The organism is Microterricola viridarii, from assembly GCF_900104895.1.
Lineage (GTDB): Bacteria > Actinomycetota > Actinomycetes > Actinomycetales > Microbacteriaceae > Microterricola > Microterricola viridarii.
Window position 1 is genome coordinate 2,098,266 of record NZ_LT629742.1, and the last position, 25,150, is coordinate 2,123,415.

The following is a 25,150-nucleotide window of genomic DNA, read 5'->3' on the forward strand; positions in this document are numbered from 1 at the left end:
CCCTCGCAGATTTCACACAGCTCTTCCCTGCGGGTGGCCCGAACTTGTCCGTACTGGAGCATCTACTACATGACAATCGTAACGACCGCCAAGGCACCCAAGCAGGTCGCCATCAATGACATCGGATCTGCTGAAGACTTCCTCGCCGCGGTCGAGAAGACTCTGAAGTTCTTCAACGACGGTGACCTCATCGAGGGCACTGTTGTGAAGATCGACCGCGACGAGGTTCTCCTCGACGTGGGATACAAGACCGAGGGCGTCATTCCCTCGCGTGAGCTGTCCATCAAGCACGACGTTGACCCGAGCGAGGTCGTCAATGTTGGCGACACCGTCGAGGCCCTCGTTCTCCAGAAGGAGGACAAGGAAGGTCGTCTCATCCTGTCCAAGAAGCGCGCACAGTACGAGCGTGCGTGGGGCGACGTTGAGAAGATCAAGGACGCCGATGGCGTTGTCACCGGTTCGGTCATCGAGGTCGTCAAGGGTGGCCTCATCGTTGACATCGGACTCCGTGGCTTCCTCCCGGCATCGCTCATCGAGCTGCGCCGTGTCCGCGACCTCACGCCGTACCTCGGCCAGGAGATCGAGGCCAAGATCCTCGAGCTCGACAAGAACCGCAACAACGTTGTGCTTTCGCGTCGCGCCCTGCTGGAGCAGACGCAGTCCGAGAGCCGCACCACCTTCCTGAACAACCTTCAGAAGGGTCAGGTCCGCAAGGGCGTCGTCTCCTCGATCGTCAACTTCGGTGCGTTCGTGGACCTCGGCGGCGTCGACGGCCTCGTGCACGTCTCGGAGCTCAGCTGGAAGCACATCGAGCACGCCTCTGAGGTTGTTGAGGTTGGCCAGGAAGTCACCGTCGAGATCCTCGAGGTTGACCTCGAGCGCGAGCGCGTGTCGCTGTCGCTCAAGGCAACGCAGGAGGACCCGTGGCAGGTCTTCGCCCGCACCCACGCCATTGGCCAGGTTGCACCGGGCAAGGTCACCAAGCTCGTTCCCTTCGGCGCGTTCGTTCGCGTTGCAGAGGGCATCGAGGGCCTCGTGCACATCTCGGAGCTCTCCGGCAAGCACGTTGAGCTCGCCGAGCAGGTTGTCTCGGTCGGCGACGAGGTCTTCGTCAAGGTCATCGACATCGACCTCGAGCGTCGCCGCATCTCGCTGAGCCTCAAGCAGGCCAACGAGGGTGTCGACCCCGAGGGCACCGAGTTCGACCCGGCCCTCTACGGCATGCTCACCGAGTACGACGAGCAGGGCAACTACAAGTACCCTGAGGGCTTCGACCCGGAGACCAACGAGTGGCGCGAGGGCTTCGACACCCAGCGCGAGAAGTGGGAGCAGGAGTACGCTGCTGCCCAGGCTCGCTGGGAGGCTCACAAGAAGCAGGTTGCAACCGCGAACGAAGAGGCTGCCGTTGCCGGCGAAGCCGCTGCGGCCGGTTCGACCTTCTCCAGCGAGTCCACCGGTGGTGGCACCCTCGCCGACGACGAGTCGCTCGCCGCTCTGCGCGAGAAGCTCTCTGGCGGCAACTAGTCACCAGCTAGGCATCTTCTAGCTAGACAGTGAACGGGTCGGTCCTTCGGGACCGGCCCGTTTTCGCGTCCCCCTTCGCGCCGTGCGCCGCGCTGCCTATGCTGGGGGCATGCAGACCGGCCGCCTCCAACAACACGCTGACTCCTTCCGGCACGGGGCGGACGGCTACGACGCGCACCGGCCGGGCTACCCGGAGGACTGCGTCGACTGGCTGCGCGGCGGCGCCTCCACGCCCCTCGACGTGCTGGACCTCGGTGCGGGCACCGGCAAGCTGAGCGCGCAGCTCCGCGAGCGCGGCGACCGTGTCACCGCCGTCGACCCGTCCGCCGACATGCTGCGGGTCGCCGCCGAGCGGATGCCGGGGCTCAGCTCCCTCGTCGGAACCGCCGAGCGCATCCCGCTGCCAGAGGCCAGCGTCGACCTCGTCACCGTCGCGCAGGCCTGGCACTGGGTGGACGAGCAGCAGGCCACGCGCGAGGTGCTGCGCGTGCTCCGCCCCGGCGGCCGGCTCGGCCTCATCTGGAACAGCCGAGACGACACCGTGCCGTGGGTGGCCGCGCTCTCCGCCGCCATGCACCAGGGTGCGCACGCAGCCGAGTTCACGCCGGCCCTCGGCGCGGGGATGACCGTGCTGGCGCGGCAGGTGACGCGCTGGAACCAGCGGACGACGCGCGCCGGCATCCTCGGCCTCGCCACCACCCGCAGCTACTACCTCGTCGCCTCCCCGGCCGAGCAGAACGCCATGCTCTCCCGCGTCGAGGGCGTGCTCGATGCGCACCCGGAGACCCGCGCGGAGACGATCCTGCTGCCCTACGTCACGGAATGCTGGCTGGCTGCAGCCTGGCCCGACGCGAGCGCCTGAGCCGGCGCAGCCAGCGGAACAACAGCAGCACGCCGCCGGCCATCGCCAGCAGTGCGAGGAGCGGCGCGAGGAGCGCCAGCACCGACAGCACGACGCTGCTCACGTCCTCCGCGGCGCTGAGCACGGGGGCGGCCGCCCCCGCCGTCAGGGCGTTGGCGATCGGCCGCACCGACAGTTTGGCCAGGTGCACGCCGAGGGCGATGACGGCGCCCAGGGCGATCGGCACCCACTGATTCGAGCTGAAGAACGCCGCAGGGTCGGTGATCGCCACCGTCGTCGCCGTCGTTCCCGAGCCGAACGCCAGCCCGCCGGAGGTCGGCCGGATGACGGTCTGCAGCATGTCGTTGACCGAGTCCAGCCCGGGCACCTTGTCGGCGAGGACCTCCACCACCAGGAGCACCGCGAGAATGCCGAGCACCCAGTCGTTCTGCAACCAGGCCCAGTTCGCCGGCAGCTCGACCAGCCCGGTGAACCGTGCGCCGAGCCCGATCAGCAGCAACGGGACGTAGGCGTTCAACCCGGCGGATGCCGCCAGGGCGGTCCCCGTCAACAACTCCAACATGCGCAGAGTCTGGCACGGATAAGGTGTGAATATGTATCTCATCGGCTTGACGGGCGGAATCGCCTCGGGCAAATCGACGGTGGCCCGCCGTCTCGTGCAACACGGCGCCGTGCTGGTGGACGCCGACGTGCTCGCGCGCAAGGCCGTGGAGCCGGGCACCCCGGCCCTCGCCGCCATCCGCGAGACCTTCGGCGATCAGGTGTTGCGCGCCGACGGGAGCCTGGACAGGGAGAAGCTCGGCGCGGTCATCTTCCACGACGACGCGGCCCGCGACAAGCTCAACGCCATCGTGCACCCGGCCGTGCGCGAGCTCGGCGAGAAGATGAAGGCGGAGGCCGTCGCAGCCGACCCCGACGTCGTCATCGTGCACGACATCCCGCTGCTGGTCGAGGCCGGCCGGGCCGGGGAGGGCTTCGACAAGATCGTCGTCGTCGAGGCGCCGAAGAAGACCCGCGTCGCCCGGTTGGTCGAGGAGCGCGGGCTCGACCCCGCCCACGCCGTCGCCCGGGTCGAGGCGCAGGCCAGCGACGAGGAGCGCCGCGCCGTCGCCGACGTCGTGATCGACGCCGACGGCACCCTCGCCCACACCATGAGCCAGGTCGACGACCTCTGGCTGCAGATTCAAGCAGAGCGCGGTGTCGGCGGGCGTCCGTAGACTTGGGGCATGGAACCCACCCGCTCCGTCCGCCCCTTCGAAGTCGTCAGCGACTACACGCCGAGCGGTGACCAGCCCGGCGCCATCGCCGATCTGACCGCGCGCATCAACGCCGGCGAGACCGACGTGGTGCTCCTCGGCGCCACCGGAACGGGCAAGTCGGCGACGACGGCCTGGCTGGTCGAGGCGGTGCAGCGCCCCACCCTCGTGCTCGCCCACAACAAGACGCTGGCGGCGCAGCTGGCCAACGAGTTCCGCGAGCTGATGCCGCACAACGCCGTCGAGTACTTCGTCTCCTACTACGACTACTACCAGCCGGAGGCGTACGTCCCGCAGACCGACACCTTCATCGAGAAGGACAGCTCGGTCAACGCCGAGGTGGAGAGGCTCCGGCACTCCACCACCAACTCGCTGCTCAGCCGGCGCGACGTCATCGTCGTCTCCACCGTCTCCTGCATCTACGGCCTCGGCACGCCGGACGAGTACATGAACGCCATGGTCGCCCTCCAGGTCGGCCAGAAGATCGGCCGCGACGCCCTGGTGCGCAAGTTCGTCTCGATGCAATACCAGCGCAACGACATCGACTTCTCCCGCGGCAACTTCCGGGTGCGCGGCGACACCATCGAGATCATCCCCGTGTACGAGGAGCTGGCGATCCGCATCGAGATGTTCGGTGACGAGATCGAGGCGCTGTACTCGCTGCACCCGCTCACCGGCGATGTCGTGCGCAAGCTCGACTCCGTCGCCGTGTTCCCCGGCTCGCACTACGTCGCGAGCACCGAGGTGATGCAGAAGGCCATCGTCACCATCCGCGAGGAGCTGGAGTGGCGGCTGGCCCAGCTGGAGCGGGAGGGCAAGCTGCTGGAGGCGCAGCGGCTGCGCATGCGCACCAACTTCGACCTGGAGATGATGGAACAGATCGGCTTCTGCTCCGGCATCGAGAACTACTCCAGGCACATCGACCAGCGGGCGGTGGGGGAGGCCCCGCACTGCCTGCTCGACTACTTCCCGGACGACTTCCTCGTCGTCATCGACGAGTCCCACGTGACCGTGCCGCAGATCGGCGCCATGTACGAGGGCGACTCCTCGCGCAAGCGCACCCTGGTCGAGCACGGATTCCGGCTGCCGAGCGCGCTGGACAACCGGCCGCTCAAGTTCGACGAGTTCAAGAACCGCGTCGGCCAGGCCGTCTACCTCTCCGCCACGCCGGGCAAGTACGAGATGGCCATCGCCGACGGCGTCGTCGAGCAGATCATCCGCCCGACCGGTCTCGTCGACCCCGCCATCGTGCTGAAGCCGAGCAAGGGCCAGATCGACGACCTGCTCGAGGAGATCCGCATCCGGGCGGCCAAGGACGAGCGCGTGCTGGTCACCACCCTCACCAAGAAGATGGCGGAGGAGCTTACCGACTTCTTCACCGAGTCCGGCGTGCGGGTGCGCTACCTGCACTCGGATGTCGACACGCTCCGCCGGGTGGAGCTGCTCACCGAGCTGCGCCAGGGCGTCTACGACGTGTTGGTCGGCATCAACCTGCTGCGCGAGGGCCTCGACCTGCCCGAGGTGTCGCTCGTGGCGATCCTCGACGCCGACAAGGAGGGCTTCCTGCGCTCGGCGACCTCCCTCATCCAGACAATCGGGCGTGCCGCCCGCAACGTCTCCGGCGAGGTGCACATGTACGCCGACCGGGTCACCGACTCGATGGCGAAGGCCATCGAGGAGACCACCAGGCGGCGCGAGAAGCAGGTCGCGTACAACGAGCTGCACGGCATCGACCCTCAGCCGCTGCGCAAGCGCATCGCCGACATCACCGACGTGCTGGCCCGCGAGGAGGCAGACACGGCCGAGCTGCTGGCCGGCCGTGAGGGGCGCAAGAAGTCCCCGGTTCCGAACCTGCGCCGCGAGGGCATCGCCTCCGCCGGCGGCAACGAGCTGGAGTCGCTCATCGCCGACCTCAACGAGCAGATGTTGCAGGCCGCCGGCGAGCTGAAGTTCGAGCTGGCCGCGCGCCTGCGCGATGAGCTGTCCGAGATCAAGCGGGAGCTGCGCCAGATGGAGAAGGCCGGCCACCTTGATTGATCCCCTTCCGCTGCTGGTGCTCGCCGGGGTGCTCCTGGCGGGCTTCCTGCTGTGGCCGCTCCTGGGGCCGCGGCTCGCCGCGTCCGAGCGCAAGCGCCGGCGGCGGAGCGCGGGCGGGGGCATGCTGGGCGTCGTCGACGAGGTGTTCCGGCCGCAGACCCACGAGGCGCACCTCGTCTGGGAGGCGCAGCAGGAGCTGCCCGCGCCGGCGCCCCTCCCGGGCGACGGCCCCATCGGCGCCGGCCCGGTCCGAATCGCCCTCCCGCCCTCCCGCTAGCGCCGCGCGCCAGTGCCCCGTTGACTCCCGGGCTTCGGCCGCTGCGCTGCCCGGTCCTTGCGGCGCGCCCCTCCCGCTGGTCGAGTAGGCGCGCCAGCGCCGTATCGAGACCTCGTCCGCGACCTCGCTGGCCGCCGGGCAGATTCCCGTTGGCTCGGGGGAGTGACAGCGTCCGAGGCACTGACGCCCCGGCCCGCGCCCAGCGCCACTTCGTGGCCTTCCGCGCCACATGATGTGGCGCAGAGCAGCACGAAGTGGCGCACGCTGCGGCATCCGCCGGTGCTGCGCGCAGCCCGTTGGCTCGAGGGAGGGCCGGCTCCGGAGGCCGACGCTATCGGCGCGCCGAGCGGGGGCTCCTGCACGGTACGAGGACGCCACACTGTTCGGAAGCCCCCGCTTGATGCGTCGTCGGGCGGCGTCCGAGGCGCTGACGCCCGGGCCCTCGCCCAGCGCCACTTCGTGGCCGTCTGCGCCACATCATGTGGCGCAGAGCAACACGAAGTGGCGCACGCTGCGGCATCCGCCGGTCGACGCCGGGATCTCGACAGGCCCACTCGGCAGGAGTGCCGCCCGACGCGGCGGGACCGGTGCCCGCGCGCTGGCTGTATGTTCGCCAACAGCTTGTAGAACGAGTCTTCGAATGCGCCGCGCGTCTCCTAGACTTGTCTGGTGTCAGTTTCTCGAGTCGAATCCACGTCCAAGCTGAGCGTTCAGGGTGCCCGCGTGCACAACCTGCACAATGTCGACCTGGAGATCCCGCGCGATTCGCTCGTGGTCTTCACCGGGCTCTCCGGCTCCGGCAAGTCCTCGCTGGCGTTCGACACAATCTTCGCCGAGGGGCAGCGCCGCTACGTCGAGTCGCTGAGCGCGTACGCGCGCCAGTTCCTCGGCCAGGTCGACCGCCCCGACGTCGACTTCATCGAGGGCCTCAGCCCGGCGGTCTCCATCGACCAGAAGTCGACCAACCGCAACCCGCGCTCCACCGTCGGCACCATCACCGAGATCTACGACTACATGCGCCTGCTCTGGGCCCGTGTCGGCGTGCCGCACTGCGCCGTCTGCGGCGAGAAGATCCAGCGCCAGACCGTGCAGCAGATCGCCGACCAGCTGATGGAGCTGGCCGAGGGAACCCGCTACCAGATCCTCAGCCCCGTCGTCTCGCAGAAGAAGGGCGAGTTCGTCGACCTGTTCAAGGAGCTGGCGGCCGGCGGCTACTCGCGCGCCATCGTCGACGGCGAGCAGATCCAGCTCTCCGACCCGCCCACCCTGAAGAAGCAGATCAAGCACGACATCGCCGTCGTCGTTGACCGCCTCGTCGCCGACCCCGAGCTGCTCAGCCGGCTCACCGACTCGCTCGAGACGGCGCTGCGCCTGACCGACGGCCTCGTCAAGATCAACTTCGTCGACCGGGAGGGCGACGAGGCGTGGCAGACGTTCTCGGAGAAGCTCTCCTGCCCGAACAACCACCCGATCCAGCTCACCGAGATCGAGCCGCGCACGTTCTCGTTCAACGCCCCGTTCGGCGCCTGCCCGGAGTGCTCCGGCCTCGGCACCCGGATGTCGGTCGACGAGGACCTGCTGCTCGGCGACCCGGAGCTCAGCATCGCCGAGGGCGTCATCCTGCCCTGGACCACCCAGGGCAAGGGCCTGTTCAGCTACTACGAGAAGCTGCTCGAGGGCCTCGCCCGCGACCTCGACTTCGACCTCACCACGCCGTGGGCGAAGCTGCCGGCGACCGTGCGCTCCGCCGTGATGAACGGCGACAACTTCGAGGTCAAGGTCAAGTGGAAGAACCGCTACGGCCGCGAGGTCAGCTACACCTCCGGCTTCGAGGGCGTCGTGCCCTACATCGAGCGGCAGTACGCCCAGGCCGAGACCGACAACCAGCGCGCCCGCTGGGCAGAGTACCTGCGCGAGGTCGCCTGCCAGGTCTGCAACGGCAAGCGGCTCAAGCCCGAGGTGCTCGCCGTGCACATCCACGGCGAGAGCATCGCGGATGTCTGTGAGCTCAGCCTCACGGATGCCCGCAGCTTCATGGACAAGCTGGAACTGACCGAGCGCGAGCAGGCCATCGCCGCCCAGGTGCTGCGCGAGATCAAGCTGCGCCTCGACTTCCTCGTCAAGGTCGGCCTCAACTACCTCAACCTGGCGCGCGCCGCCGCGACGCTCTCCGGCGGCGAGGCCCAGCGCATCCGCCTGGCCACCCAGATCGGCTCCGGCCTGACCGGCGTGCTCTACGTGCTCGACGAGCCGAGCATCGGCCTGCACCAGCGCGACAACCGCCGCCTGATCGAGACGCTCGTGGCGCTCCGCGACCTCGGCAACACACTCATCGTCGTCGAGCACGACGAGGACACCATCCGCACGGCCGACTGGATCGTCGATATCGGACCCGGCGCCGGCGTCAACGGCGGCCGCGTCGTGCACTCCGGCTCCTACGACGACCTGCTGACGAACACCCGCTCGCTCACCGGCGACTACCTCGCCGGACGGCGCCAGATCGTCACCCCGCACACCCGGCGCCCGGTCGACCCGGAGCGCCAGATCAAGGTCGTCGGCGCCCAGGCCAACAACCTGCGCAAGGTCAGCGCCGAGTTCCCGCTCGGCACCTTCACCGCCGTCACCGGGGTCAGCGGCTCCGGCAAGTCCTCGCTCGTCAACGACATCCTCTACCGGGTGCTCGCCAACAAGCTCAACGGCGCCCGCAAGCTGCCGGGCAAGCACACCCGGGTCACCGGGCTCGAGCAGCTGGACAAGGTGATCCACGTCGACCAGGCGCCGATCGGCCGCACCCCGCGCTCCAACCCGGCCACCTACACGGGCGTCTTCGACCGCATCCGCACCCTGTTCGCCGAGACGATCGAGGCGAAGACCCGCGGCTACCTGCCCGGCCGGTTCAGCTTCAACGTCAAGGGCGGCCGCTGCGAGACCTGCTCCGGCGACGGCACGATCAAGATCGAGATGAACTTCCTGCCCGACGTGTACGTCGACTGCGAGGTGTGCCACGGCGCGCGCTACAACCGCGACACCCTCACCGTGCACTACAAGGGCAAGAACATCGCCGAGGTGCTGCAGATGCCCATCAGCGAGGCGGCCGAGTTCTTCGAGCCCATCTCGGCGATCCACCGCTACCTGAAGACCCTCGTCGAGGTCGGCCTCGGCTACGTCACCCTCGGCCAGAGCGCCACCACGCTCTCCGGCGGCGAGGCGCAGCGCGTCAAGCTCGCCACCGAGCTGCAGAAGCGCTCCAACGGTCGCAGCGTCTACGTGCTCGACGAGCCGACGACGGGCCTGCACTTCGAGGACGTGCGGAAGCTCCTCATCGTGCTGAACAGCCTCGTCGACAAGGGCAACACCGTCATCGTCATCGAGCACAACCTCGACGTCATCAAGAGCGCCGACTGGGTCATCGACCTCGGCCCGGAGGGCGGCTCCGGCGGCGGCAAGATCGTCGCAACCGGCACGCCAGAGCAGGTCGCCTCAAACAAGAAGAGCCACACCGGCGTCTTCCTGAAAGAGGTGCTCGCCGCGGATGCCGCACCGCAGCGCTCCCAGCACCGCGCCGTGGCCGCAGGCTAGCCCGGGCGGCGGCGATGGCGAACGTTCTGAGCTACCGGCCCAAGACGGGGGAGATCCCCACCGAGCCGGGCGTCTACCGGTTCCGCGACGCCAACCGGCGGGTGCTCTACGTCGGCAAGGCGAAGAACCTGCGGGCCCGGCTGAGCAACTACTTCGCGCCGCTGGAGAGCCTGCACGAGCGCACCCGGCGGATGGTGACCACCGCCACCAGCGTCGAGTGGACGGTCGTCGGCAGCGAGGTCGAGGCGCTGCAGCTCGAGTTCACCTGGATCAAGGAATTCGACCCGCCGTTCAACGTCATGTTCAAGGACGACAAGTCCTACCCCTACCTCGCCGTCACCCTGGCCGATGAGGCGCCGCGCGCCCTCGTCACCCGCACCACCGGCATCAAGGGCGCCCGCTACTTCGGGCCATACCCGAAGGTGTGGGCCGTCTACGACACCATCGAGCTGATGCTCAAGGCGTTCCCGATCCGCACCTGCAAGGACTCCGACTACAAGCGGGCCATGCTCTCCGGCAAGCCGTGCTTCGCCGGGCAGATCGGCCGCTGCTTCGGCCCCTGCTCCGGCCTCGTCACGATCGAGGAGCACCGCAAGATCGTGATGCGCTTCGTGAGCTTCATGGGCAGCCAGGACCGCAAGCTCATCAACGAGCTCACCCAGGAGATGAAGGCGGCATCCGCCGAGCTCAACTTCGAGCTGGCCGCGAAGCGCCGCGACCAGGTGCTCGCGCTCGAGGCGGTGCTGGAGAAAAGCGCCGTCGTGCTGCGCGACTCCGTCGACATCGACCTGTTCGGCATCGTGCACGACGAGCTGGCCGCCGCCGTGCAGCAGTTCGTGGTGCGCGGCGGGCGCATCCGCGGTGTGCGCGGCTGGATGGTCGACAAGGGCCTGGACGCCTCCATGGGCGAGCTCGTCGACTCCATCGTGCAGACCGTCTACAACGAGTCCAATCCGCCGCCCCGGGAGATCGTGGTGCCAGAGCTGCCGGAGGACGCAGAGGCCCTCGAGGAGTGGCTGCGCGGCCTCGCCGGCGCCAAGGTGGGGGTGCGTGCCGCCCAGCGCGGCGAGAAGGCCGCGCTGCTGGCCACCGCCACCCAGAACGCCGCCCACTCGCTGATGCTCTACAAGACCCGGCGCAGCTCCGACTTCACCGCCAGGTCGAAGGCCCTCGAAGACATCCAGGAGGCGCTCGGGATGACGGAGGCGCCGCTGCGGATGGAGTGCTACGACGTCTCGCACCTCGGCGGCACCAACATCGTCGCCAGCATGGTCGTGTTCGAGGACGGCCTGCCGCGCAAGGACCAGTACCGGCGCTTCAACATCCCGGAGTCCACCGACGACACCGACTCCATCTACCGCACGCTGAGCAGGCGCCTGGCCTACCTGCGTGAGGAGCCGGAGCCGGAGGCAGCGGAGGGCGGCGAGAAGCGGCGCAAGTTCAGCTACCCGCCGAACCTGCTCATTGTCGACGGCGGCCAGCCGCAGGTCGAGGCCGCCGCCCGGGCGCTCCGGGAGTCCGGCGTGCAGGGAATCCAGCTCTGCGGCATCGCCAAGCGCCTCGAGGAGATCTGGCTGCCCGATTCCGAGTATCCCGTCATCCTGCCGCGCAACAGCGACGCCCTGTTCCTGTTCCAGCGCATCCGCGACGAGGCGCACCGCTTCGCGATCACCGCCCAGCGGGCCAGCCGCAAACGCGACATCGGCTCCGTTCTGGGCGAGGTGCCCGGTCTCGGGCCGGCGAGGGTGAAGGTGCTGCTCAAGCATTTCGGTTCCGTCGCACAGCTCAAACAGGCCACAGAGGAGCAGATTGCCGAGGTCCGGGGGGTCGGCCCCACCCTCGCGCAGGCGATCTATCGGCACTTGCGCTCCTGAACGGCTCCGACGCTCGGTAGGCTATAAGCCCACCAGTTCTTCTAGCGAAGGTGAGAATCTGCCATGGCGGATGCCCGGCAGCACGAGATGCTGATCGTCACGGGAATGTCCGGAGCCGGTCGTTCGACCGTTGCGAACGCCCTCGAGGACCTCGGTTGGTATGTCGTTGACAACCTGCCGCCGCAGATGCTGCGGCCGTTCGTGGACCTTGCCGGGCGTGCGGGGGCGAGCCTGCCCAAGATCGCGGCCGTCATCGACATCCGCGGCGGCGAGTTCTTCTCCGAGCTGCAGGACGCCATCCAGGAGCTCCGCAAGGGCACGGCGCTGCGCGTCGTCTTCCTCGACGCCTCCGACGAGGTGCTGGTGCGCCGCTTCGAGTCCGTGCGCCGGCCGCACCCGCTGCAGGGCGACGGCACGCTGCTCGACGGCATCTCCGCCGAGCGAAACCGCATCGCCACCATCCGGGGCGCCAGCGACCTGATCATCGACACCTCTGGTTTGAACATCCACCAGCTGGCGACCGTCACCCGGGAGCACTTCTCCGAGGTGGATGCCGTCGGCGTCAGCGTCACGCTCCTCAGCTTCGGCTTCAAGTACGGGGTGCCGGCCGACGCCGACCATGTCGCCGACGCCCGCTTCCTGCCCAATCCCTTCTGGATCCCAGAGCTCCGCGCTCAGACGGGGCTCGACAGCGATGTCGCCGCCTTCGTTCTGGAGCAGGCCGGTGCCCGGGAATTCCTCGCGCGCTACGCAGCCGCACTCGAGCCCGTGCTCGACGGCTACCAGCGCGAGAACAAACGTCACGTCACGATCGCCGTCGGTTGCACCGGCGGCAAGCACCGCTCCGTCGCCATGGTGAAGGAGCTGTCGACACTGATCGGCGCCCTTCCCCGGGTGGCCGTGAGTGTGCGGCATCGAGACCTCGGACGCGAATAGGCGGTCGCACCCGGCCGCCTGTCCACGCCTTTTGGCACTGCAAAGAATGGAAACACGATTGGCTCTCACCGCCGACGTAAAAGATGAACTCTCCGTGGTCGAGGTCCCCAAGACCACGGTCCGAGCCGCCGAGCTCGCCACGATCCTGCGCTTCTCCGGGGGTCTGCACATGATCTCCGGGCGCATCGCCGTCGAGTCCGAACTGGACTCCACCGTGCTCGCGCGCCGTGTGCGCAAAGACCTCGCCGAACTCTACGGTGTGCGCAGCAGCGTCTCCGTGATCCCGGCCTCCGGCCTCCGCCGCACCAACAACTACCTCGTCCGCGTGCTGGAAGGCGGCGAGACGCTCGCCCGCCAGACCGGCCTGCTCGACGCCCGGCGCCGCCCCATCCGCGGCCTGCCGAACCGCCTCACCACGGGATCGCGCGAGGAGATCGCAGCCGTCTGGCGCGGAGCGTTCCTGGCCGCCGGCACGCTGACCGATCCCGGTCGCTCCGCCGCCCTGGAGATCACCTGCCCGGGCAACGAGGCCGCCATGGCCCTCGTCGGCGCGGCCGGCCGGCTCGGTGTCGCCGCCAAGGCGCGCGAGGTGCGCGGCGTGCACCGCGTGGTCATCCGTGACGGCGACGCCATCAGCGCGATGCTCGTGCAGATGGGCGCGGAGCAGACCGTGCGCAACTGGGAGGAGCTGCGCCAGCGCCGCGAGGTGCGGGCCACCGCCAACCGCCTGGTCAACTTCGACGACGCCAACCTGCGCCGCAGCGCGCAGGCCGCCGTCGCCGCCTGTGCCCGCGTGGAGCGCGCCATGGAGATCCTCGGCTCCGACATCCCGGAGCACCTCAAGTACGCGGGGGAGCTGCGCCTGCGCTTCCGCGACTCCAGCCTGGACGAGCTCGGCCACCACGCCGAGCCGCCGATGACCAAGGACGCCGTCGCCGGCCGCATCCGTCGCCTGCTCGCCATGGCCGACAAGAAGGCCGCAGACCAGGGCATCCCCGGCACCGACGCGAACCTGCCCGCCGACCTCGACGAGGCCTAGGGGTTGGCCCTGAGGAAGATACTCGGTGCCTCGGAGGGTGCCGTGATTAGACTGAAACGGTCGAAACCGGTCGCGACTCTCGCGGTCATGAAAGAGGAGACAATCAATGGCTGAATACACCCTGCCAGCACTTGCCTATGACTACTCGGCGCTTGAGCCGAGCATCAGCGGCGCCATCATGGAGCTGCACCACGGCAAGCACCACCAGGCCTACGTGACCGGGGCGAACACCGCGCTCGCCCAGCTCGCCGAGGCGCGCGAGACCGGCAACCTGGCCAACGTCAACAAGCTGCAGAAGGATCTCGCGTTCAACCTCGGCGGCCACGTGAACCACTCCATCTTCTGGACCAACATGTCCCCGAACGGTGGAGACAAGCCGGTCGGCGAGCTGGCCGCGGCCATCGATGACTTCTTCGGCTCCTTCGAGAAGTTCCAGGCGCACTTCACCGCCACCGCACTCGGCGTGCAGGGCTCCGGCTGGTCCGTCCTGGCCTGGGACGCGATCGGCCAGCAGCTGATCATCCAGCAGTTCTTCGACCAGCAGGCCAACTTCGCTGCCGGAACCGTCCCGCTGCTCATGCTCGACGTCTGGGAGCACGCGTACTACCTGGACTACCGCAACGTGCGTGCCGACTACGTCAAGGCGTTCTGGAACATCGTGGATTGGTCGAACGTGCAGTCACGCTTCGACACTGCGCGAGTGAAGACCGAAGGCCTGCTGCTACTCTCATAGCAAGCGGTGTCCCCGGACCCCGTCTGGGGACACCGTCGTCTCATTCTTGTTTCGTCCATCTGCGCGCATAGCGCCCCCAGTAACAGGAGTATTTTCGTGACCGTCAAGATCGGTATCAACGGATTCGGCCGCATTGGCCGCAACTACTTCCGCGCCGCCCTCGCCAAGGGCAGCGACATCGAGATCGTTGCAGTCAACGACCTCACGGACCCTAAGACGCTCGCCCACCTGCTGAAGTACGACTCGGTCGCGGGGCGCCTCGACGCCACGGTCGAGCTGCAGGGCGACACCATCGTCGTCAACGGCAAGGCCATCAAGGTCCTCGCCGAGCGCGACCCCGCCAACCTGCCCTGGGGCGAGCTGGGCGTCGACATCGTCATCGAGTCGACCGGCTTCTTCACCAAGGCCGAGCTGGCCCGCAAGCACATCGAGGCCGGCGCCAAGAAGGTTCTCGTCTCCGCTCCCGCCACCGGCGAGAACGTCGCGACGATCGTCCTCGGCGTCAACGAGTCCAGCTACGACGCCGCAACGCACGACGTCATCTCGAACGCGTCCTGCACCACCAACTGCCTCGCGCCGCTGGCTCAGGTGTTCCTCGACAACTTCGGCATCGAGCGTGGTCTGATGACCACCGTGCACGCCTACACCGCAGACCAGAACCTGCAGGACGGCCCGCACAGCGACCTTCGTCGTGCCCGTGCCGCAGCGGTCAACATCGTTCCGACCTCGACCGGTGCCGCCAAGGCCCTCGGCCTCGTCATCCCGGAGCTCGTCGGCAAGCTCGACGGCTACGCGCTGCGTGTCCCGATCCCCACCGGCTCCATCACCGACCTGACGGTCACCGCCTCGCGCCCCGTCACCGTCGAGGAGGTCAACGCCGCGTACAAGGCTGCAGCGGAGGGCCCCCTCAAGGGCATCCTCAGCTACACCGAGGACCCCATCGTCTCCAGCGACATCGTGGGCGACCCGCACTCCTCGATCTTCGACGCCGGCCTCACCAAGGTGATCGGCGACCAGGTCAAGGTTGCCTCGTGGTACGACAACGAGTGGGGCTACTCCAACCGTCTCGTCGACCTGACGACGTTCGTCGCCGCGAGCCTCTAGGCGGTAGGGCGTGACGCTTCGCACGATCGATTCCCTGGGCCCACTCGCCGGCAAGCACGTCATCGTGCGCTGCGACCTGAACGTCCCGCTGAAGGACGGTCAGATCACTGATGACGGTCGTGTGCGAGCGTCACTGCCCACCCTCACCGCACTGCTCTCTCAGGGGGCCCGGGTGAGCGTTGTCTCGCACCTCGGGCGCCCTGACGGCGCACCGGACGAGCGCTACAGCCTCGCCCCCGTTGCGGCCCGCCTCGGCGAGCTGCTCGGCAAGGACGTCGCCTTCGCCAGCGACACCGTCGGCGCCTCGGCGCAGGCCGCTGTCGCCGGCCTCGGCGACGGCGACATCGCCGTGCTGGAGAACCTCCGCTTCAACCCGGGCGAGACCTCCAAGGTCGCCGAGGAGCGCGCCGCCTTCGCGGCACAGCTCGCCGCCTTCGGCGACGCCTTCGTCTCCGACGGCTTCGGCGTCGTCCACCGCAAGCAGGCCAGCGTCTACGAGCTCGCGGAACTGCTCCCGAGCGCTGCCGGCCTCCTCATCGTGGCCGAGCTCGAGGTGCTGGACCGCCTCACCGAGACCCCGGAGCGCCCCTACGCGGTCGTGCTCGGCGGCTCGAAGGTGTCCGACAAGCTCGGCGTGATCGGGCACCTGCTGCCCCGCGTCGACACCCTCCTCATCGGCGGCGGCATGCTCTTCACCTTCCTCGCGGCCCTCGGCCACAAGGTCGGCTCCAGCCTGCTCGAGGCCGACCAGATCGACACCGTCACGGGCTACCTGGCCGAGGCCGAGCGCCTCGGCGTGCAGATCATTCTGCCGACGGATGTCGTCGTCGCCTCCAAGTTCGGTGCTGACGCCGAGGTGCTCGTGCGCCCGGCCGACGGCATCGAGGACACGCCGTTCGGCGCGTCCGGCCTGGGCCTGGACATCGGACCGGAGACGGCTGCGCGGTTCGCCGACGTCATCCGCTCGTCCAAGACCGTCTTCTGGAACGGCCCGATGGGCGTGTTCGAACTCGCACCATTCGCGGCAGGCACCCGTGCCGTCGCGCAAGCACTGACCGAGGTCGACGGCCTCAGCGTTGTCGGCGGTGGCGATTCCGCCGCAGCCGTCCGCGCACTCAATTTCAACGATGACCAGTTTGGTCACATTTCTACCGGCGGCGGCGCCAGCCTCGAGTTCCTCGAGGGCAAGCGCCTCCCCGGGCTGGAGGTACTCGGATGGTAGTGAACAGAACCCCGCTCATCGCGGGCAACTGGAAGATGAACCTGGATCACCTCCAGGCCATCGCGTTTGTGCAGAAGCTGGCCTGGAACCTGAGCGAGGCCAAGCACGACTTCGCCGCCGTCGAGGTGGCGGTGTTCCCGCCGTTCACCGACCTGCGCAGCGTGCAGACCCTGGTCTCCGCCGACAAGCTGCCGCTGGCCTTCGGCGCGCAGGATGTCTCCGAGCACGTCTCCGGTGCATACACCGGTGAGATCTCGGCCGCATTCCTCGCCCAGCTCGAGTGCCGCTACGTCATCATCGGCCACTCCGAGCGGCGCACGCTGCACGGTGAGACCGACGAACAGGTCGCCGCGAAGTCGGCTGCGGCGCTCGCCCACAACATCGTGCCGATCATCTGCGTCGGCGAGACCGCAGAGGACCTCGAGAAGCACGGCCCGAGCGCCGTTCCCGTCGCCCAGCTGCGCGCGGCCCTCGCCGGTGTGACCGGTGCGGCCGACATCGTCGTCGCCTACGAGCCCGTCTGGGCGATCGGCTCCGGCCAGGCGGCAACGCCCGAGCAGGCCGAGCAGGTCGCGGCCGCGCTCCGCGGCGTGCTCGCCGAGGTTCTCGGCGAGGATGTCGCCGGCAAGACGCGCATCCTCTACGGCGGTTCCGTGAAGTCGGGCAACATCGCCGGTTTCATGCGCGAGCCGAACGTCGACGGCGCCCTCGTGGGCGGCGCGAGCCTCGACATCGCCGAGTTCGCGGCCATCAGCCGCTTCCAGCAGCACGTCGGTCTCTAACCGGGCGATTTCCCGCAACAGCACCCGCTCTGGCGCGGCATCCTCCCCGAGGATGCCGCGTCAGGCTATAATCGTCTGTGGTCTTGGCGCGGCGTTCCTGCTTCGCATTGTGAAAGGTTTCTTGTGGAAATTCTCCAGGTTGTAATGCAGGTTGTGCTCGGTTTGACGAGCCTGCTGCTGACCATGCTCATTCTGCTGCACAAGGGCCGCGGTGGCGGCCTCTCCGACATGTTCGGCGGCGGCATGACCAGCAACCTCGGGGCCTCTGGCGTCGCGGAGCGCAACCTCAACCGCATCACCGTCATCCTCGGCCTGGTCTGGGTCTCGAGCATCATCGTGCTCGGCCTCATCACCAAGTTCGACACCGGCTTGTAATTCCGTGGTGCCCGAACGGGCACCACACTCGCGCCCGCCCCGGCGGGCGCTTTCTCACAGCACCATCTTTTAGCAGCGGAGGCAGCCATGGCATCAGGCGGCAGTGCAATTCGGGGATCGCGCGTTGGCGCCGGCCCCATGGGCGAACAGGACCGCGGCTACCACGCGGACCGTGTGGCCATTTCCTACTGGGACGCGCTCGGCAACGAGACGATCCGGTACTTCTCGGCCACCCTGCCGGACGAGGAGATCCCCGTCACCATCGACTCCCCGCAGTCGGGGCTGCCGGCCGGGCGCGACAAGGAGAACCCTCCGTCTGTCGCCAAGCTCGAGCCGTACAAGACGCACCTCGCCTACGTGAAGGAACGTCGCACGGAGGAGGAGGCAGAGCAGCTCCTCGAGGAGGCTCTCGAGCAGCTCCGCGTGCGCCGCGGCAAGGTCGTCGCGAGCTAGTCTCCACCCAGGCAACAGAAAAGCCCCAGCCATCGGCTGGGGCTTTTCTGTTGCCCACTGTCAGTAAGACGGGGCGATGAGCGCTTCCGGCACTTCGGCGGCCGCGTCGCGGTCGACGAAGAAGACGGTGCGCTTGCGGCCCTTGATGCCGCCGGCGGGGACCTCCTCTCAACTCCGGTGGCACACTCTCGACCGGATCAGGTACCGGAAGCCTTCGCCGCTGCACAGGCCATTGCCCTGGTCGCACGGATCGGCCGCGGCAACTTCCGCCTCGTCGACAAGCTGCGGACGGCATTACTAGGGTTCTGGGTATGACGACAACCTTCGAAGGGGCCTTCCAGTCATGGCGCGATGCGCCGTTTCCACGGGGCAGTTCACGAGACCCTGCGGATGAGGTCCACGCGAACCTTGCGCTTTATGACACATGGGTCGCCGAATCGGTCGTGCCATTCATGGACAGAGGAATCTGGCAGCCTGCTGTTCCCGACGTGCTCGGTGCGCTCGAGAACCTCGGCGGGCAGGTCCAAGAGCTGCGCCGCGCCGGAACAGAGGATCTGGAAGCACTCTCCGCCTACCTGGCTTATGCGGACCTACTCAGAACGGTCTATCGAGCATTTCTTCGGAGAGGTGGGAGAGTGTGATCTCTAGGTTCAACCGGTCATGTCCCGCGGAGTGGTGGAGGTTCTCAACACCGTGCGCGGCAGCGGTCTGAGTATGCCGCGCCAAGTTCGCGGAGAGGAATCTCCTCCTCGACCGAGATGGCATTCTCGTGGCACCCAACTGGTCGGGCGTTCGCGCAACGGGTTGTGGCGTTCAACGATGCGAGGTCCGCGCTGAACGCGAGGCAAGCGAAGAGGGCCCCAACAGAGCTGTGTCGGGGCCCGGAATGGGATCTAATCCTTCGACTCCGAAACAGCCAAACCGCGCGGCCAGAAGTCCGCCACTCGAACACACCGTTACAACTGGTCTCACCATCCGCAACAGAAAAGCCCCAGCCATCGGCTGGGGCTTTTCTGTTGCCCACTGTCAGTAGGACGGGGCGATGAGCGCCTCCGGCACTTCGGCGGCCGCGTCGCGGTCGACGAAGAAAACGGTGCGCTTGCGGCCCTTGATGCCGCCGGCGGGGACCTCGTCGCGGCTGGCCCCGGCCAGTGCCAGTCCGAGCGCTGGCGCCTTGTCGGAGCCGGCGAGCACCATCCACACCCGGTCGGAGTGGTTCAGCACCGGGCGGGTCAGGCTGAGCCGCTCCGCGGGGGGCTTCGGCGAGTTGCGCACAGCGATCACCGTGCGGTCCTCGACCTGGATGCCGGAGCGGTGCGGGAACAGCGAGGCGATGTGCCCGTCGGGCCCGACGCCGAGGAAGGTGATGTCCAGGCGCGGCAGTTCCGCGCCGTCCTCCGCGTGCGCGGCAAGTTCGGCGGCGTAGTGCTCGGCGGCTTCGTCGAGCCCCAGCGGTCCGTCCGACGCCGGGAAGCGGTGGATGTTGCCGGCCGGGATGTCGATGTGGCAGAGCAGTGCGTCGAAGGCCTGCTGGTCGTTGCGCTCGGCGTCGCCGGCCGGCAGCCAGCGCTCGTCGCCCCACCAGAAGTGGATCCGCGACCAGTCCAGGGTGTCCCTGGCGGCCGACTCGTTGACGGCGGCGAGCACGCCGGAGCCCATCGATCCGCCGGTCAGCACGATGTTGGCGCTGCCCAGATCGTCGAGGATGTCGAGCGTCTTGGTGATGAAGCGGGCGGCGACGGAGCCGGCCAGCGCCTGCTTGTCTGGGTGCACCAGCACCCGGCGCTCGTTGGTCATGCTGCCGTTCCCGTCGTGATCGGTGTTGCCGGCCCGAGTGTTGCAAGGGCCCGGGTGATGACCTGGCCGTAGAGCTCGTCGGGGTCGAGCCTGCGCAGCTCGTCGGCCAGGCAGTCGCGGAGGTTGCGGCGGGGCAGCGCGAGCGAGTGGGTCGGCTGCTTCGGCTGGGTCAGCCGGGCCACGCCGCCGCCGGTGCGGCTCAGCTCGATCGCCCCGGTCGCGCGCTCCAGGCGCACGCTGTGGATGCCGTGCGAGGTGGCTCCGGGGGTGAGCACGAACTCGGTGTCCGCCTGCAGGGCGTCGTGCAGCCAGGCGCTCAGCAGGGTCGTCGAGGGGGAGTCGTCGCTGCCCTCGACCCGCACCGAGGTGACGGGGGAGTACGGCGGCTGGTCCAGCACGGCGGCCAGCTGGGCGCGCCAGAGCGTCAGGCGGGTCCAGGCGAAGTCGATGTCGCCCGGCCGGTAGCTCTCGGCGAGCTGCTGCAGCGCAGCCTGCGGCTCCGGCTGGGCGGAGGCGTCCGTGATGCGGCGGTGCGCGATGCGGCCGAGCGGGGCGAGCCCGGGCACTGCGGGCGCGATGCCGGGCCACCAGGTGACGACGGGGGCGTCCGGCAGCAGGAGGCCCATGACGAGGCTCTGCTCGTCGGATGCCGCCTCCCCGCTGGCCCGCAGGATGATGACCTCGCTGGCGCCGGCGTCGCCGCCGACGCGGATCTCGGCGTCCAGGCGCGACTCGGCCGCCTGGCCGTCCTCCGCCGGGTTGGTGCAGACGACGAGGACGCGCATCGGGTGCTCGCGGGAGGCGTCGTTGGCGGCCTCGATGGCCTCCTCCTCGGAGCCCGTCGAAGCGGCGATGATGAGGGTCAGCACGCGGCCGAGGGCCACGACGCCGTTCTCCTCGCGCATCTTGACCAGGGCCTTGGAGACCTGGCTGATGGTGGTGTTGGGCAGGTCGATGATCATGGACGCCTCCAGACGCGGCCGTCGCGGGCCAGAAGATCGTCGGCGGAGCTGGGACCCCAGCTGCCGGGGCTGTACTGTTCGGGCTGGCCCTGGGTCTCCCAGAACTCCTCGATCGGGTCGAGGATCTTCCAGGACAGCTCGACCTCCTCGTGCCGGGGGAAGAGCGGCGGGTCGCCGAGCAGCACATCGAGGATGAGCCGCTCGTAGGCCTCGGGGCTCGCCTCGGTGAAGGCGTGGCCGTAGCCGAAGTCCATGGTGACGTCGCGCACCTGCATTCCGGCGCCGGGAACCTTGGAGCCGAAGCGGATCGTGACGCCCTCGTCGGGCTGCACCCGGATCACGAGGGCGTTCTGGCCGAGCTCGGAGGTCTGGCTGTCGGCGAAGAGCTGCTGCGGCGCCCGCTTGAACACCACGGCGATCTCGGTCACGCGGCGGCCGAGGCGCTTGCCCGCGCGCAGGTAGAACGGCACGCCGGCCCAGCGGCGGGTGCCGATGGTCAGCTTCATCGCCGCGTAGGTCTCGGTGAGCGACTCCGGGTCCATGCCGTCTTCCTCAAGGAAGCCGAGAACCTTCTCGCCGCCCTGCCAGCCGCCCGCGTACTGGCCGCGGGCCGTGCCGGTGCCGAGGTCCTCCGGCAGTCGCACGGCGGCGAGCACCTTCTCCTTCTCGGCGCGCAGCGCGGAGGCGTCGAACGAGATCGGCTCCTCCATCGCGGTCAGCGCGAGCAGCTGCAGCAGGTGGTTCTGGATGACGTCGCGGGCCGCTCCGATGCCGTCGTAGTAGCCGGCGCGGCCGCCGACGCCGATGTCCTCGGCCATCGTGATCTGCACGTGGTCGACGTAGTTGGCGTTCCAGATCGGCTCATAGAGCTGGTTGGCGAAGCGCAGAGCGAGGATGTTCTGCACCGTCTCCTTGCCCAGGTAGTGGTCGATGCGGAACACCGAGTCGGCGGGGAACACCGACTCGACGACGGCGTTCAGCTCGCGCGCCGTCTTGAGGTCGCTGCCGAACGGCTTCTCGATCACGACACGGCGCCAGGCGCCGTCCTCGCCGACGGCCAGGCCGGACTTGCTCAGCTGCTCGGTCACCTGCGGGAACGCCTTCGGCGGGATCGAGAGGTAGAACGCATGGTTGCCCATGGTTCCACGCTCCCGATCCAGCTTCTCGATGGTGTCCTTGAGGCGCTCGAACGAGGACTCGTCGTCGAAGGTTCCCGAGACGAATCGGATTCCCTGGGCCAACTGCGCCCACACTTCCTCACGGAACTCGGTGCGCGCATACTGCTTGACAGCGTCGTGCACGATCTCCATGAAGTCCTGGTCGGCCCAGTCCCGGCGGGCGAAGCCCACCAGTCCGAAGCCGGGCGGCAGGAGGCCGCGGTTTGCCAGGTCGTACACGGCCGGCATCAGCTTCTTGCGCGACAGGTCACCCGTCACGCCGAAGATGATGAGCCCGCTCGGACCGGCGATCCGGTTCAAGCGGTAGTCGGACGGTGACCGAAGTGGGTTGGAATCCGCGGTGATGTTCACCGGTGGCATGAAACTCCTCGAAAAAGTGGCAGCTGGGTTCAGGTGGAGCCGGGTTCGGCGCTAGGACGCGGCGTCGAACAGGGTGCTGACGTTTGCCGCGGCATCCGTCAGCGTGAGGGTGAGCACGGGGCGGCCGTGCGCGGCCAGCACGCTGGCGTCACCGCTGGCCTGGGCCTGGATGAGCTCGCCGAAGCTGAACGGGCTCTCCGGGATGTCCAGATCCTCGGCCGGGGTGGCCAGGATCTGCAGGAACGCCCCGACAGCCGGGCCGCCCTTGTGGAACTGACCGGTCGAGTGCAGGAAGCGCGGGCCCCAGCCGAAGGTGACCGGGCGGCCGGAGCGCTCGGCGAGGATCGCACGGAGCTCGGCCAGCTGCGGCAGCGCCAGGCGGTCGACGTAGGCCTGGATCGAGATGTAGCCGTCCTCCGGCACCTCCTCGACCAGCACGTCGATGGCCGACTGCAGGTCGCTGGCGGCGCCGATGACCTCCGGCGTGCCGCGCACCTCGATGCCCTCTGAGACGAAGGCGGCGGGGGCGGGCTCCGGGCGTGCGTCGAGCAGGCCGCGAGTCGCGATCTTCGCCGACTCCACGTCGGGCTGGTCGAACGGGTTGATGCCGAGCAGGCGGCCGGCGACGACCGTGGCGTACTCCCAGACCAGGAACTGCGCGCCCAGGGTGCCGCTGACGCGGACCTCGTCGGCGTCGCCGTCCAGGAACAGGGCGTCCCCGGCCTCGTCGACGAGGCGGACGAGCAGGAAGTCGTCCAATCCGCCGGCGAGCTCTGGCGCGCCCTCCTCGAGAACGACGGGCAGCAGGCCGGTGCCGAGCTTGCCGGTGGACTCCGCGATCAGCTGCTCCACCCAGTCGGGCAGGCCGACGATGTGGGTGCCGTCGGCCAGCAGGCCGAGCTTGTTGCGCAGCGGCTGCGTGCCGGCGATGGCGGCGCCGAGGAGGAGGCCGGGGTTGGTCTCGTTGTCGACGGCGAGCGGCAGCGAGATCGCGTCCGCCTCGTCGAGCAGCTCGGCGATGTCCACGCCGGCCAGGCCGGACGGGACCAGGCCGAAGGCGGTGAGGGCCGAGTAGCGGCCGCCCACGTTCGGGTCGGCGTTGAAGACGCGGTAGCCGGCGGCGCGCGCCGAGACGTCCAGCGGCGAGCCGGGGTCGGTGACCACGATGACGCGCTCGGTCGGGTTGATGCCGGCATCCGTGAACGCCTTCTCGAAGACGCGGCGCTGACTGGCGGTCTCGACCGTCGAGCCCGACTTCGACGACACCACGATGGCGGTCTCGGCGAGCCGGTCGTTCAGCGCGGCGAGCACCTGGCCGGGGTCGGTCGAGTCCAGCACGGTGAGCTCCACGCCCATGGTGCGGGTGATGACCTCGGGCGCCAGCGAGGAGCCGCCCATGCCGGCGAGGGCGATGTGGCGGACGCCGGCCGCGTGCAGCTCCTCGCGCAGGGCGAGGATCTCGGGCACGAGGGGGCGGGAGATGGCGACGGACTCGGTCCAGCCGAGGCGGACCGCGGACTCCGACTCGGCGTCAGGGCCCCACAGGCTTGGGTTCTGCGCGGTGATCGCCGAGGCGACCTCGTCGGCGACGAGGGCGGGAAGGTGGCGGCGGACAGCCTCAGCTGCCGCGCCGCCGACCGCGACGCCGAAGGCCCCGCTGCTGATCGTCACCGTGCTGCCTCGAGGGCGCCCGTGACCGTCTCCAGCAGCTCGCCCCAGGACACGATGAACTTGGACACGCCCTCGGACTCGAGCACGGCGGTGACGTCGTCGTAGGAGACGCCGACGGCGGCGAGTGCGTCGAGAACGCCCTGTGCCTCGGCGTAGGAGCCGGTGACGGTGTCGCCGGTGATGACGCCGTGGTCGTAGGTGGCCTCCATCGTCTTCTCCGGCATGGTGTTGACCACGTCGGCCGCGACCAAGTTGGTCACGTAGAGGGTGTCGGGGAGGTTCGGGTCCTTGACGCCGGTCGAGGCCCAGAGCGGGCGCTGCTTGTTGGCGCCGGCGGCGAGCAGCGCCTGGGCGCGGTCGCTGGCGAAGGCCTTCTCGAACACCTGGTAGGCCAGCTGCGCGTTGGCGACGCCGGCCTTGCTCTTCAGCGCCAGCGCCTCCTCGGTGCCGATGGTGTTCAGGCGGGCGTCGATCTCGGTGTCGACGCGCGACACGAAGAACGAGGCGACCGAGTGGATGCCGGCGAGGTCGTGGCCGTTGGCCTGGGCCTTCTCGAGGCCGGCGATGTAGGCGTCGATGACCTGCTGGTGGCGGGCCAGGCTGAAGATCAGCGTCACGTTGACGCTGATGCCGGCGCCGATGGTCTCGGTGATGGCCTCGAGGCCCTCGATCGTCGCCGGGATCTTGATCATGGCGTTCGGGCGGTCGACCTTGGCCCAGAGCTGCTTGGCCTGGGCGATGGTGCCGGCTGCGTCGTGGGCGAGGCCGGGCTCGACCTCGATGGAGACGCGGCCGTCGACGCCGTTCGTGCGGTCGTAGACCGGGCGGAAGATGTCGCTGGCTGCGGCGACGTCATCCGTGGTGATCTCGAAGACGGCGTCGTGCACGCTCGTGCCGGCGGCGGCCAGCTGGGCGACCTGCTCGCTGTAGGAGGTGCCGTTGGCCAGCGCGTTGGCGAAGATCGTCGGGTTGGTGGTGACGCCGACGACGTTCTTCTCGGAGATGAGCTTCTGCAGGCCGCCGGAGACGATGCGGTCGCGGGAGAGGTCATCCAGCCAGATGCTGACGCCGGTGGCGGACAGCTCGGAGAGGGGAGTGGTTTCAGTCATTGTGTTCAAAACTCCTTTGC

At 68.7% G+C, this 25,150-nt stretch carries 22 protein-coding genes and 1 pseudogene; 16 read left to right on the forward strand and 7 right to left on the reverse strand.

Annotated elements, in window-relative coordinates; all coding sequences use genetic code 11:
* Window positions 1-69 precede the first annotated feature (69 nt).
* Window positions 70-1,524 carry a 30S ribosomal protein S1 gene (gene rpsA, locus BLT62_RS09595; RefSeq protein ID WP_083363850.1) on the forward strand — a complete coding sequence of 485 codons (1,455 nt, stop codon included), beginning with the start codon at window positions 70-72 and terminating at the stop codon, window positions 1,522-1,524.
* 109 nt (window positions 1,525-1,633) lie between these two features.
* Window positions 1,634-2,386 (forward strand): class I SAM-dependent methyltransferase, encoded by a 753-nt coding sequence (locus tag BLT62_RS09600; protein WP_083363851.1) that lies wholly within the window; start codon window positions 1,634-1,636, stop codon window positions 2,384-2,386.
* Here BLT62_RS09600 and BLT62_RS09605 read toward each other — a convergent pair.
* Complete coding sequence (locus BLT62_RS09605) at window positions 2,340-2,948, reverse strand: DUF4126 domain-containing protein (protein WP_083363852.1); 609 nt, start codon at window positions 2,946-2,948, stop codon at window positions 2,340-2,342. The genes BLT62_RS09600 and BLT62_RS09605 overlap by 47 nt on opposite strands.
* Before the next feature lie 31 nt (window positions 2,949-2,979).
* On the opposite strand from BLT62_RS09605, the gene coaE reads away from it, so the two are divergent.
* The 13 genes from coaE (at window position 2,980) to BLT62_RS09670 (ending at window position 18,053) form a co-directional block, all read left to right on the forward strand.
* Window positions 2,980-3,603: a dephospho-CoA kinase gene (gene coaE, locus BLT62_RS09610; protein ID WP_083363853.1), complete on the forward strand. Its 624-nt coding sequence runs from the start codon at window positions 2,980-2,982 to the stop codon at window positions 3,601-3,603.
* 9 nt (window positions 3,604-3,612) lie between these two features.
* Entirely contained in the window at window positions 3,613-5,679 is a 2,067-nt protein-coding gene (gene uvrB / locus BLT62_RS09615) for an excinuclease ABC subunit UvrB (RefSeq protein WP_083363854.1), read from the forward strand.
* Entirely contained in the window at window positions 5,672-5,956 is a 285-nt protein-coding gene (locus tag BLT62_RS09620) for a hypothetical protein (RefSeq protein WP_156786301.1), read from the forward strand. Before uvrB ends, BLT62_RS09620 begins: the two co-directional genes overlap by 8 nt.
* A 669-nt stretch (window positions 5,957-6,625) precedes the next feature.
* Window positions 6,626-9,535, forward strand: a complete 2,910-nt coding sequence (uvrA, locus tag BLT62_RS09625; protein ID WP_083363856.1) for an excinuclease ABC subunit UvrA — start codon at window positions 6,626-6,628, stop codon at window positions 9,533-9,535.
* 14 nt (window positions 9,536-9,549) lie between these two features.
* On the forward strand, window positions 9,550-11,409 hold the full coding sequence (uvrC, locus tag BLT62_RS09630; RefSeq protein WP_083363857.1) for an excinuclease ABC subunit UvrC: 1,860 nt from the start codon (window positions 9,550-9,552) through the stop codon (window positions 11,407-11,409).
* A 63-nt stretch (window positions 11,410-11,472) separates the two neighbouring features.
* Window positions 11,473-12,345 carry an RNase adapter RapZ gene (rapZ, locus tag BLT62_RS09635; protein WP_083363858.1) on the forward strand — a complete coding sequence of 291 codons (873 nt, stop codon included), beginning with the start codon at window positions 11,473-11,475 and terminating at the stop codon, window positions 12,343-12,345.
* A 58-nt stretch (window positions 12,346-12,403) separates the two neighbouring features.
* A complete protein-coding gene (gene whiA / locus BLT62_RS09640) occupies window positions 12,404-13,384 on the forward strand; it encodes a DNA-binding protein WhiA (protein ID WP_083363859.1) in 981 nt (326 codons plus the stop codon).
* Between the two features lie 106 nt (window positions 13,385-13,490).
* Window positions 13,491-14,117: a superoxide dismutase gene (locus BLT62_RS09645; protein WP_083363860.1), complete on the forward strand. Its 627-nt coding sequence runs from the start codon at window positions 13,491-13,493 to the stop codon at window positions 14,115-14,117.
* Window positions 14,118-14,213: 96 nt separating this feature from the next.
* Window positions 14,214-15,221, forward strand: coding sequence for a type I glyceraldehyde-3-phosphate dehydrogenase (gap, locus tag BLT62_RS09650; protein ID WP_083363861.1), 1,008 nt, complete (start codon window positions 14,214-14,216; stop codon window positions 15,219-15,221).
* A 10-nt stretch (window positions 15,222-15,231) separates the two neighbouring features.
* Window positions 15,232-16,443, forward strand: a complete 1,212-nt coding sequence (locus BLT62_RS09655; RefSeq protein ID WP_083363862.1) for a phosphoglycerate kinase — start codon at window positions 15,232-15,234, stop codon at window positions 16,441-16,443.
* The gene (tpiA, locus tag BLT62_RS09660) at window positions 16,437-17,225 is read left to right on the forward strand and encodes a triose-phosphate isomerase (RefSeq protein WP_083363863.1); all 789 of its coding nucleotides are present in this window, start codon (window positions 16,437-16,439) and stop codon (window positions 17,223-17,225) included. Before BLT62_RS09655 ends, tpiA begins: the two co-directional genes overlap by 7 nt.
* 123 nt (window positions 17,226-17,348) lie before the next feature.
* Window positions 17,349-17,600: a preprotein translocase subunit SecG gene (gene secG / locus BLT62_RS09665; protein ID WP_083363864.1), complete on the forward strand. Its 252-nt coding sequence runs from the start codon at window positions 17,349-17,351 to the stop codon at window positions 17,598-17,600.
* Window positions 17,601-17,687: 87 nt separating this feature from the next.
* On the forward strand, window positions 17,688-18,053 hold the full coding sequence (locus tag BLT62_RS09670; RefSeq protein WP_083363865.1) for an RNA polymerase-binding protein RbpA: 366 nt from the start codon (window positions 17,688-17,690) through the stop codon (window positions 18,051-18,053).
* Between the two features lie 60 nt (window positions 18,054-18,113).
* On the opposite strand, the pseudogene BLT62_RS18120 reads toward BLT62_RS09670, so the two are convergent.
* A pseudogene (locus BLT62_RS18120) lies at window positions 18,114-18,218 on the reverse strand (6-phosphogluconolactonase); the annotation flags it as partial.
* Window positions 18,219-18,364: 146 nt separating this feature from the next.
* Between BLT62_RS18120 and BLT62_RS17670 the strand changes: the two are divergent.
* Window positions 18,365-18,694, forward strand: a complete 330-nt coding sequence (locus tag BLT62_RS17670) for a hypothetical protein (RefSeq protein ID WP_156786302.1) — start codon at window positions 18,365-18,367, stop codon at window positions 18,692-18,694.
* A 385-nt stretch (window positions 18,695-19,079) separates the two neighbouring features.
* Here BLT62_RS17670 and pgl read toward each other — a convergent pair whose 3' ends face one another.
* Genes pgl through tal form a run of 5 tightly spaced genes read right to left on the reverse strand, consistent with a single transcriptional unit; the run spans window position 19,080 to window position 25,130 of the window.
* Window positions 19,080-19,850, reverse strand: coding sequence for a 6-phosphogluconolactonase (gene pgl, locus BLT62_RS09675; protein ID WP_083363866.1), 771 nt, complete (start codon window positions 19,848-19,850; stop codon window positions 19,080-19,082).
* Window positions 19,847-20,812, reverse strand: a complete 966-nt coding sequence (locus BLT62_RS09680; RefSeq protein ID WP_083363867.1) for a glucose-6-phosphate dehydrogenase assembly protein OpcA — start codon at window positions 20,810-20,812, stop codon at window positions 19,847-19,849. Before BLT62_RS09680 ends, pgl begins: the two co-directional genes overlap by 4 nt.
* Window positions 20,809-22,350 (reverse strand): glucose-6-phosphate dehydrogenase, encoded by a 1,542-nt coding sequence (zwf, locus tag BLT62_RS09685; protein WP_083363868.1) that lies wholly within the window; start codon window positions 22,348-22,350, stop codon window positions 20,809-20,811. Before zwf ends, BLT62_RS09680 begins: the two co-directional genes overlap by 4 nt.
* 51 nt (window positions 22,351-22,401) lie before the next feature.
* Complete coding sequence (locus BLT62_RS09690; protein WP_231919085.1) at window positions 22,402-24,021, reverse strand: glucose-6-phosphate isomerase; 1,620 nt, start codon at window positions 24,019-24,021, stop codon at window positions 22,402-22,404.
* Window positions 24,018-25,130 carry a transaldolase gene (gene tal, locus BLT62_RS09695; protein ID WP_083363869.1) on the reverse strand — a complete coding sequence of 371 codons (1,113 nt, stop codon included), beginning with the start codon at window positions 25,128-25,130 and terminating at the stop codon, window positions 24,018-24,020. Before tal ends, BLT62_RS09690 begins: the two co-directional genes overlap by 4 nt.
* Window positions 25,131-25,150 lie beyond the last annotated feature (20 nt).

What these genes read in the sequence shown, in the direction of transcription:
- BLT62_RS17670 (WP_156786302.1), top strand. Translation starts at nt 18,365, where the DNA reads ATGACGACAACCTTCGAAGGGGCCTTCCAGTCATGGCGCGATGCGCCG.
- tpiA (WP_083363863.1), top strand. Translation starts at nt 16,437, where the DNA reads ATGGTAGTGAACAGAACCCCGCTCATCGCGGGCAACTGGAAGATGAAC.
- rapZ (WP_083363858.1), top strand. Translation starts at nt 11,473, where the DNA reads ATGGCGGATGCCCGGCAGCACGAGATGCTGATCGTCACGGGAATGTCC.
- rpsA (WP_083363850.1), top strand. Translation starts at nt 70, where the DNA reads ATGACAATCGTAACGACCGCCAAGGCACCCAAGCAGGTCGCCATCAAT.
- BLT62_RS09600 (WP_083363851.1), top strand. Translation starts at nt 1,634, where the DNA reads ATGCAGACCGGCCGCCTCCAACAACACGCTGACTCCTTCCGGCACGGG.
- uvrC (WP_083363857.1), top strand. Translation starts at nt 9,550, where the DNA reads ATGGCGAACGTTCTGAGCTACCGGCCCAAGACGGGGGAGATCCCCACC.
- BLT62_RS09680 (WP_083363867.1), bottom strand. Translation starts at nt 20,812, where the DNA reads ATGATCATCGACCTGCCCAACACCACCATCAGCCAGGTCTCCAAGGCC.
- tal (WP_083363869.1), bottom strand. Translation starts at nt 25,130, where the DNA reads ATGACTGAAACCACTCCCCTCTCCGAGCTGTCCGCCACCGGCGTCAGC.
- uvrB (WP_083363854.1), top strand. Translation starts at nt 3,613, where the DNA reads ATGGAACCCACCCGCTCCGTCCGCCCCTTCGAAGTCGTCAGCGACTAC.
- zwf (WP_083363868.1), bottom strand. Translation starts at nt 22,350, where the DNA reads ATGCCACCGGTGAACATCACCGCGGATTCCAACCCACTTCGGTCACCG.
- BLT62_RS09605 (WP_083363852.1), bottom strand. Translation starts at nt 2,948, where the DNA reads ATGTTGGAGTTGTTGACGGGGACCGCCCTGGCGGCATCCGCCGGGTTG.
- pgl (WP_083363866.1), bottom strand. Translation starts at nt 19,850, where the DNA reads ATGACCAACGAGCGCCGGGTGCTGGTGCACCCAGACAAGCAGGCGCTG.
- BLT62_RS09670 (WP_083363865.1), top strand. Translation starts at nt 17,688, where the DNA reads ATGGCATCAGGCGGCAGTGCAATTCGGGGATCGCGCGTTGGCGCCGGC.
- BLT62_RS09645 (WP_083363860.1), top strand. Translation starts at nt 13,491, where the DNA reads ATGGCTGAATACACCCTGCCAGCACTTGCCTATGACTACTCGGCGCTT.
- coaE (WP_083363853.1), top strand. Translation starts at nt 2,980, where the DNA reads ATGTATCTCATCGGCTTGACGGGCGGAATCGCCTCGGGCAAATCGACG.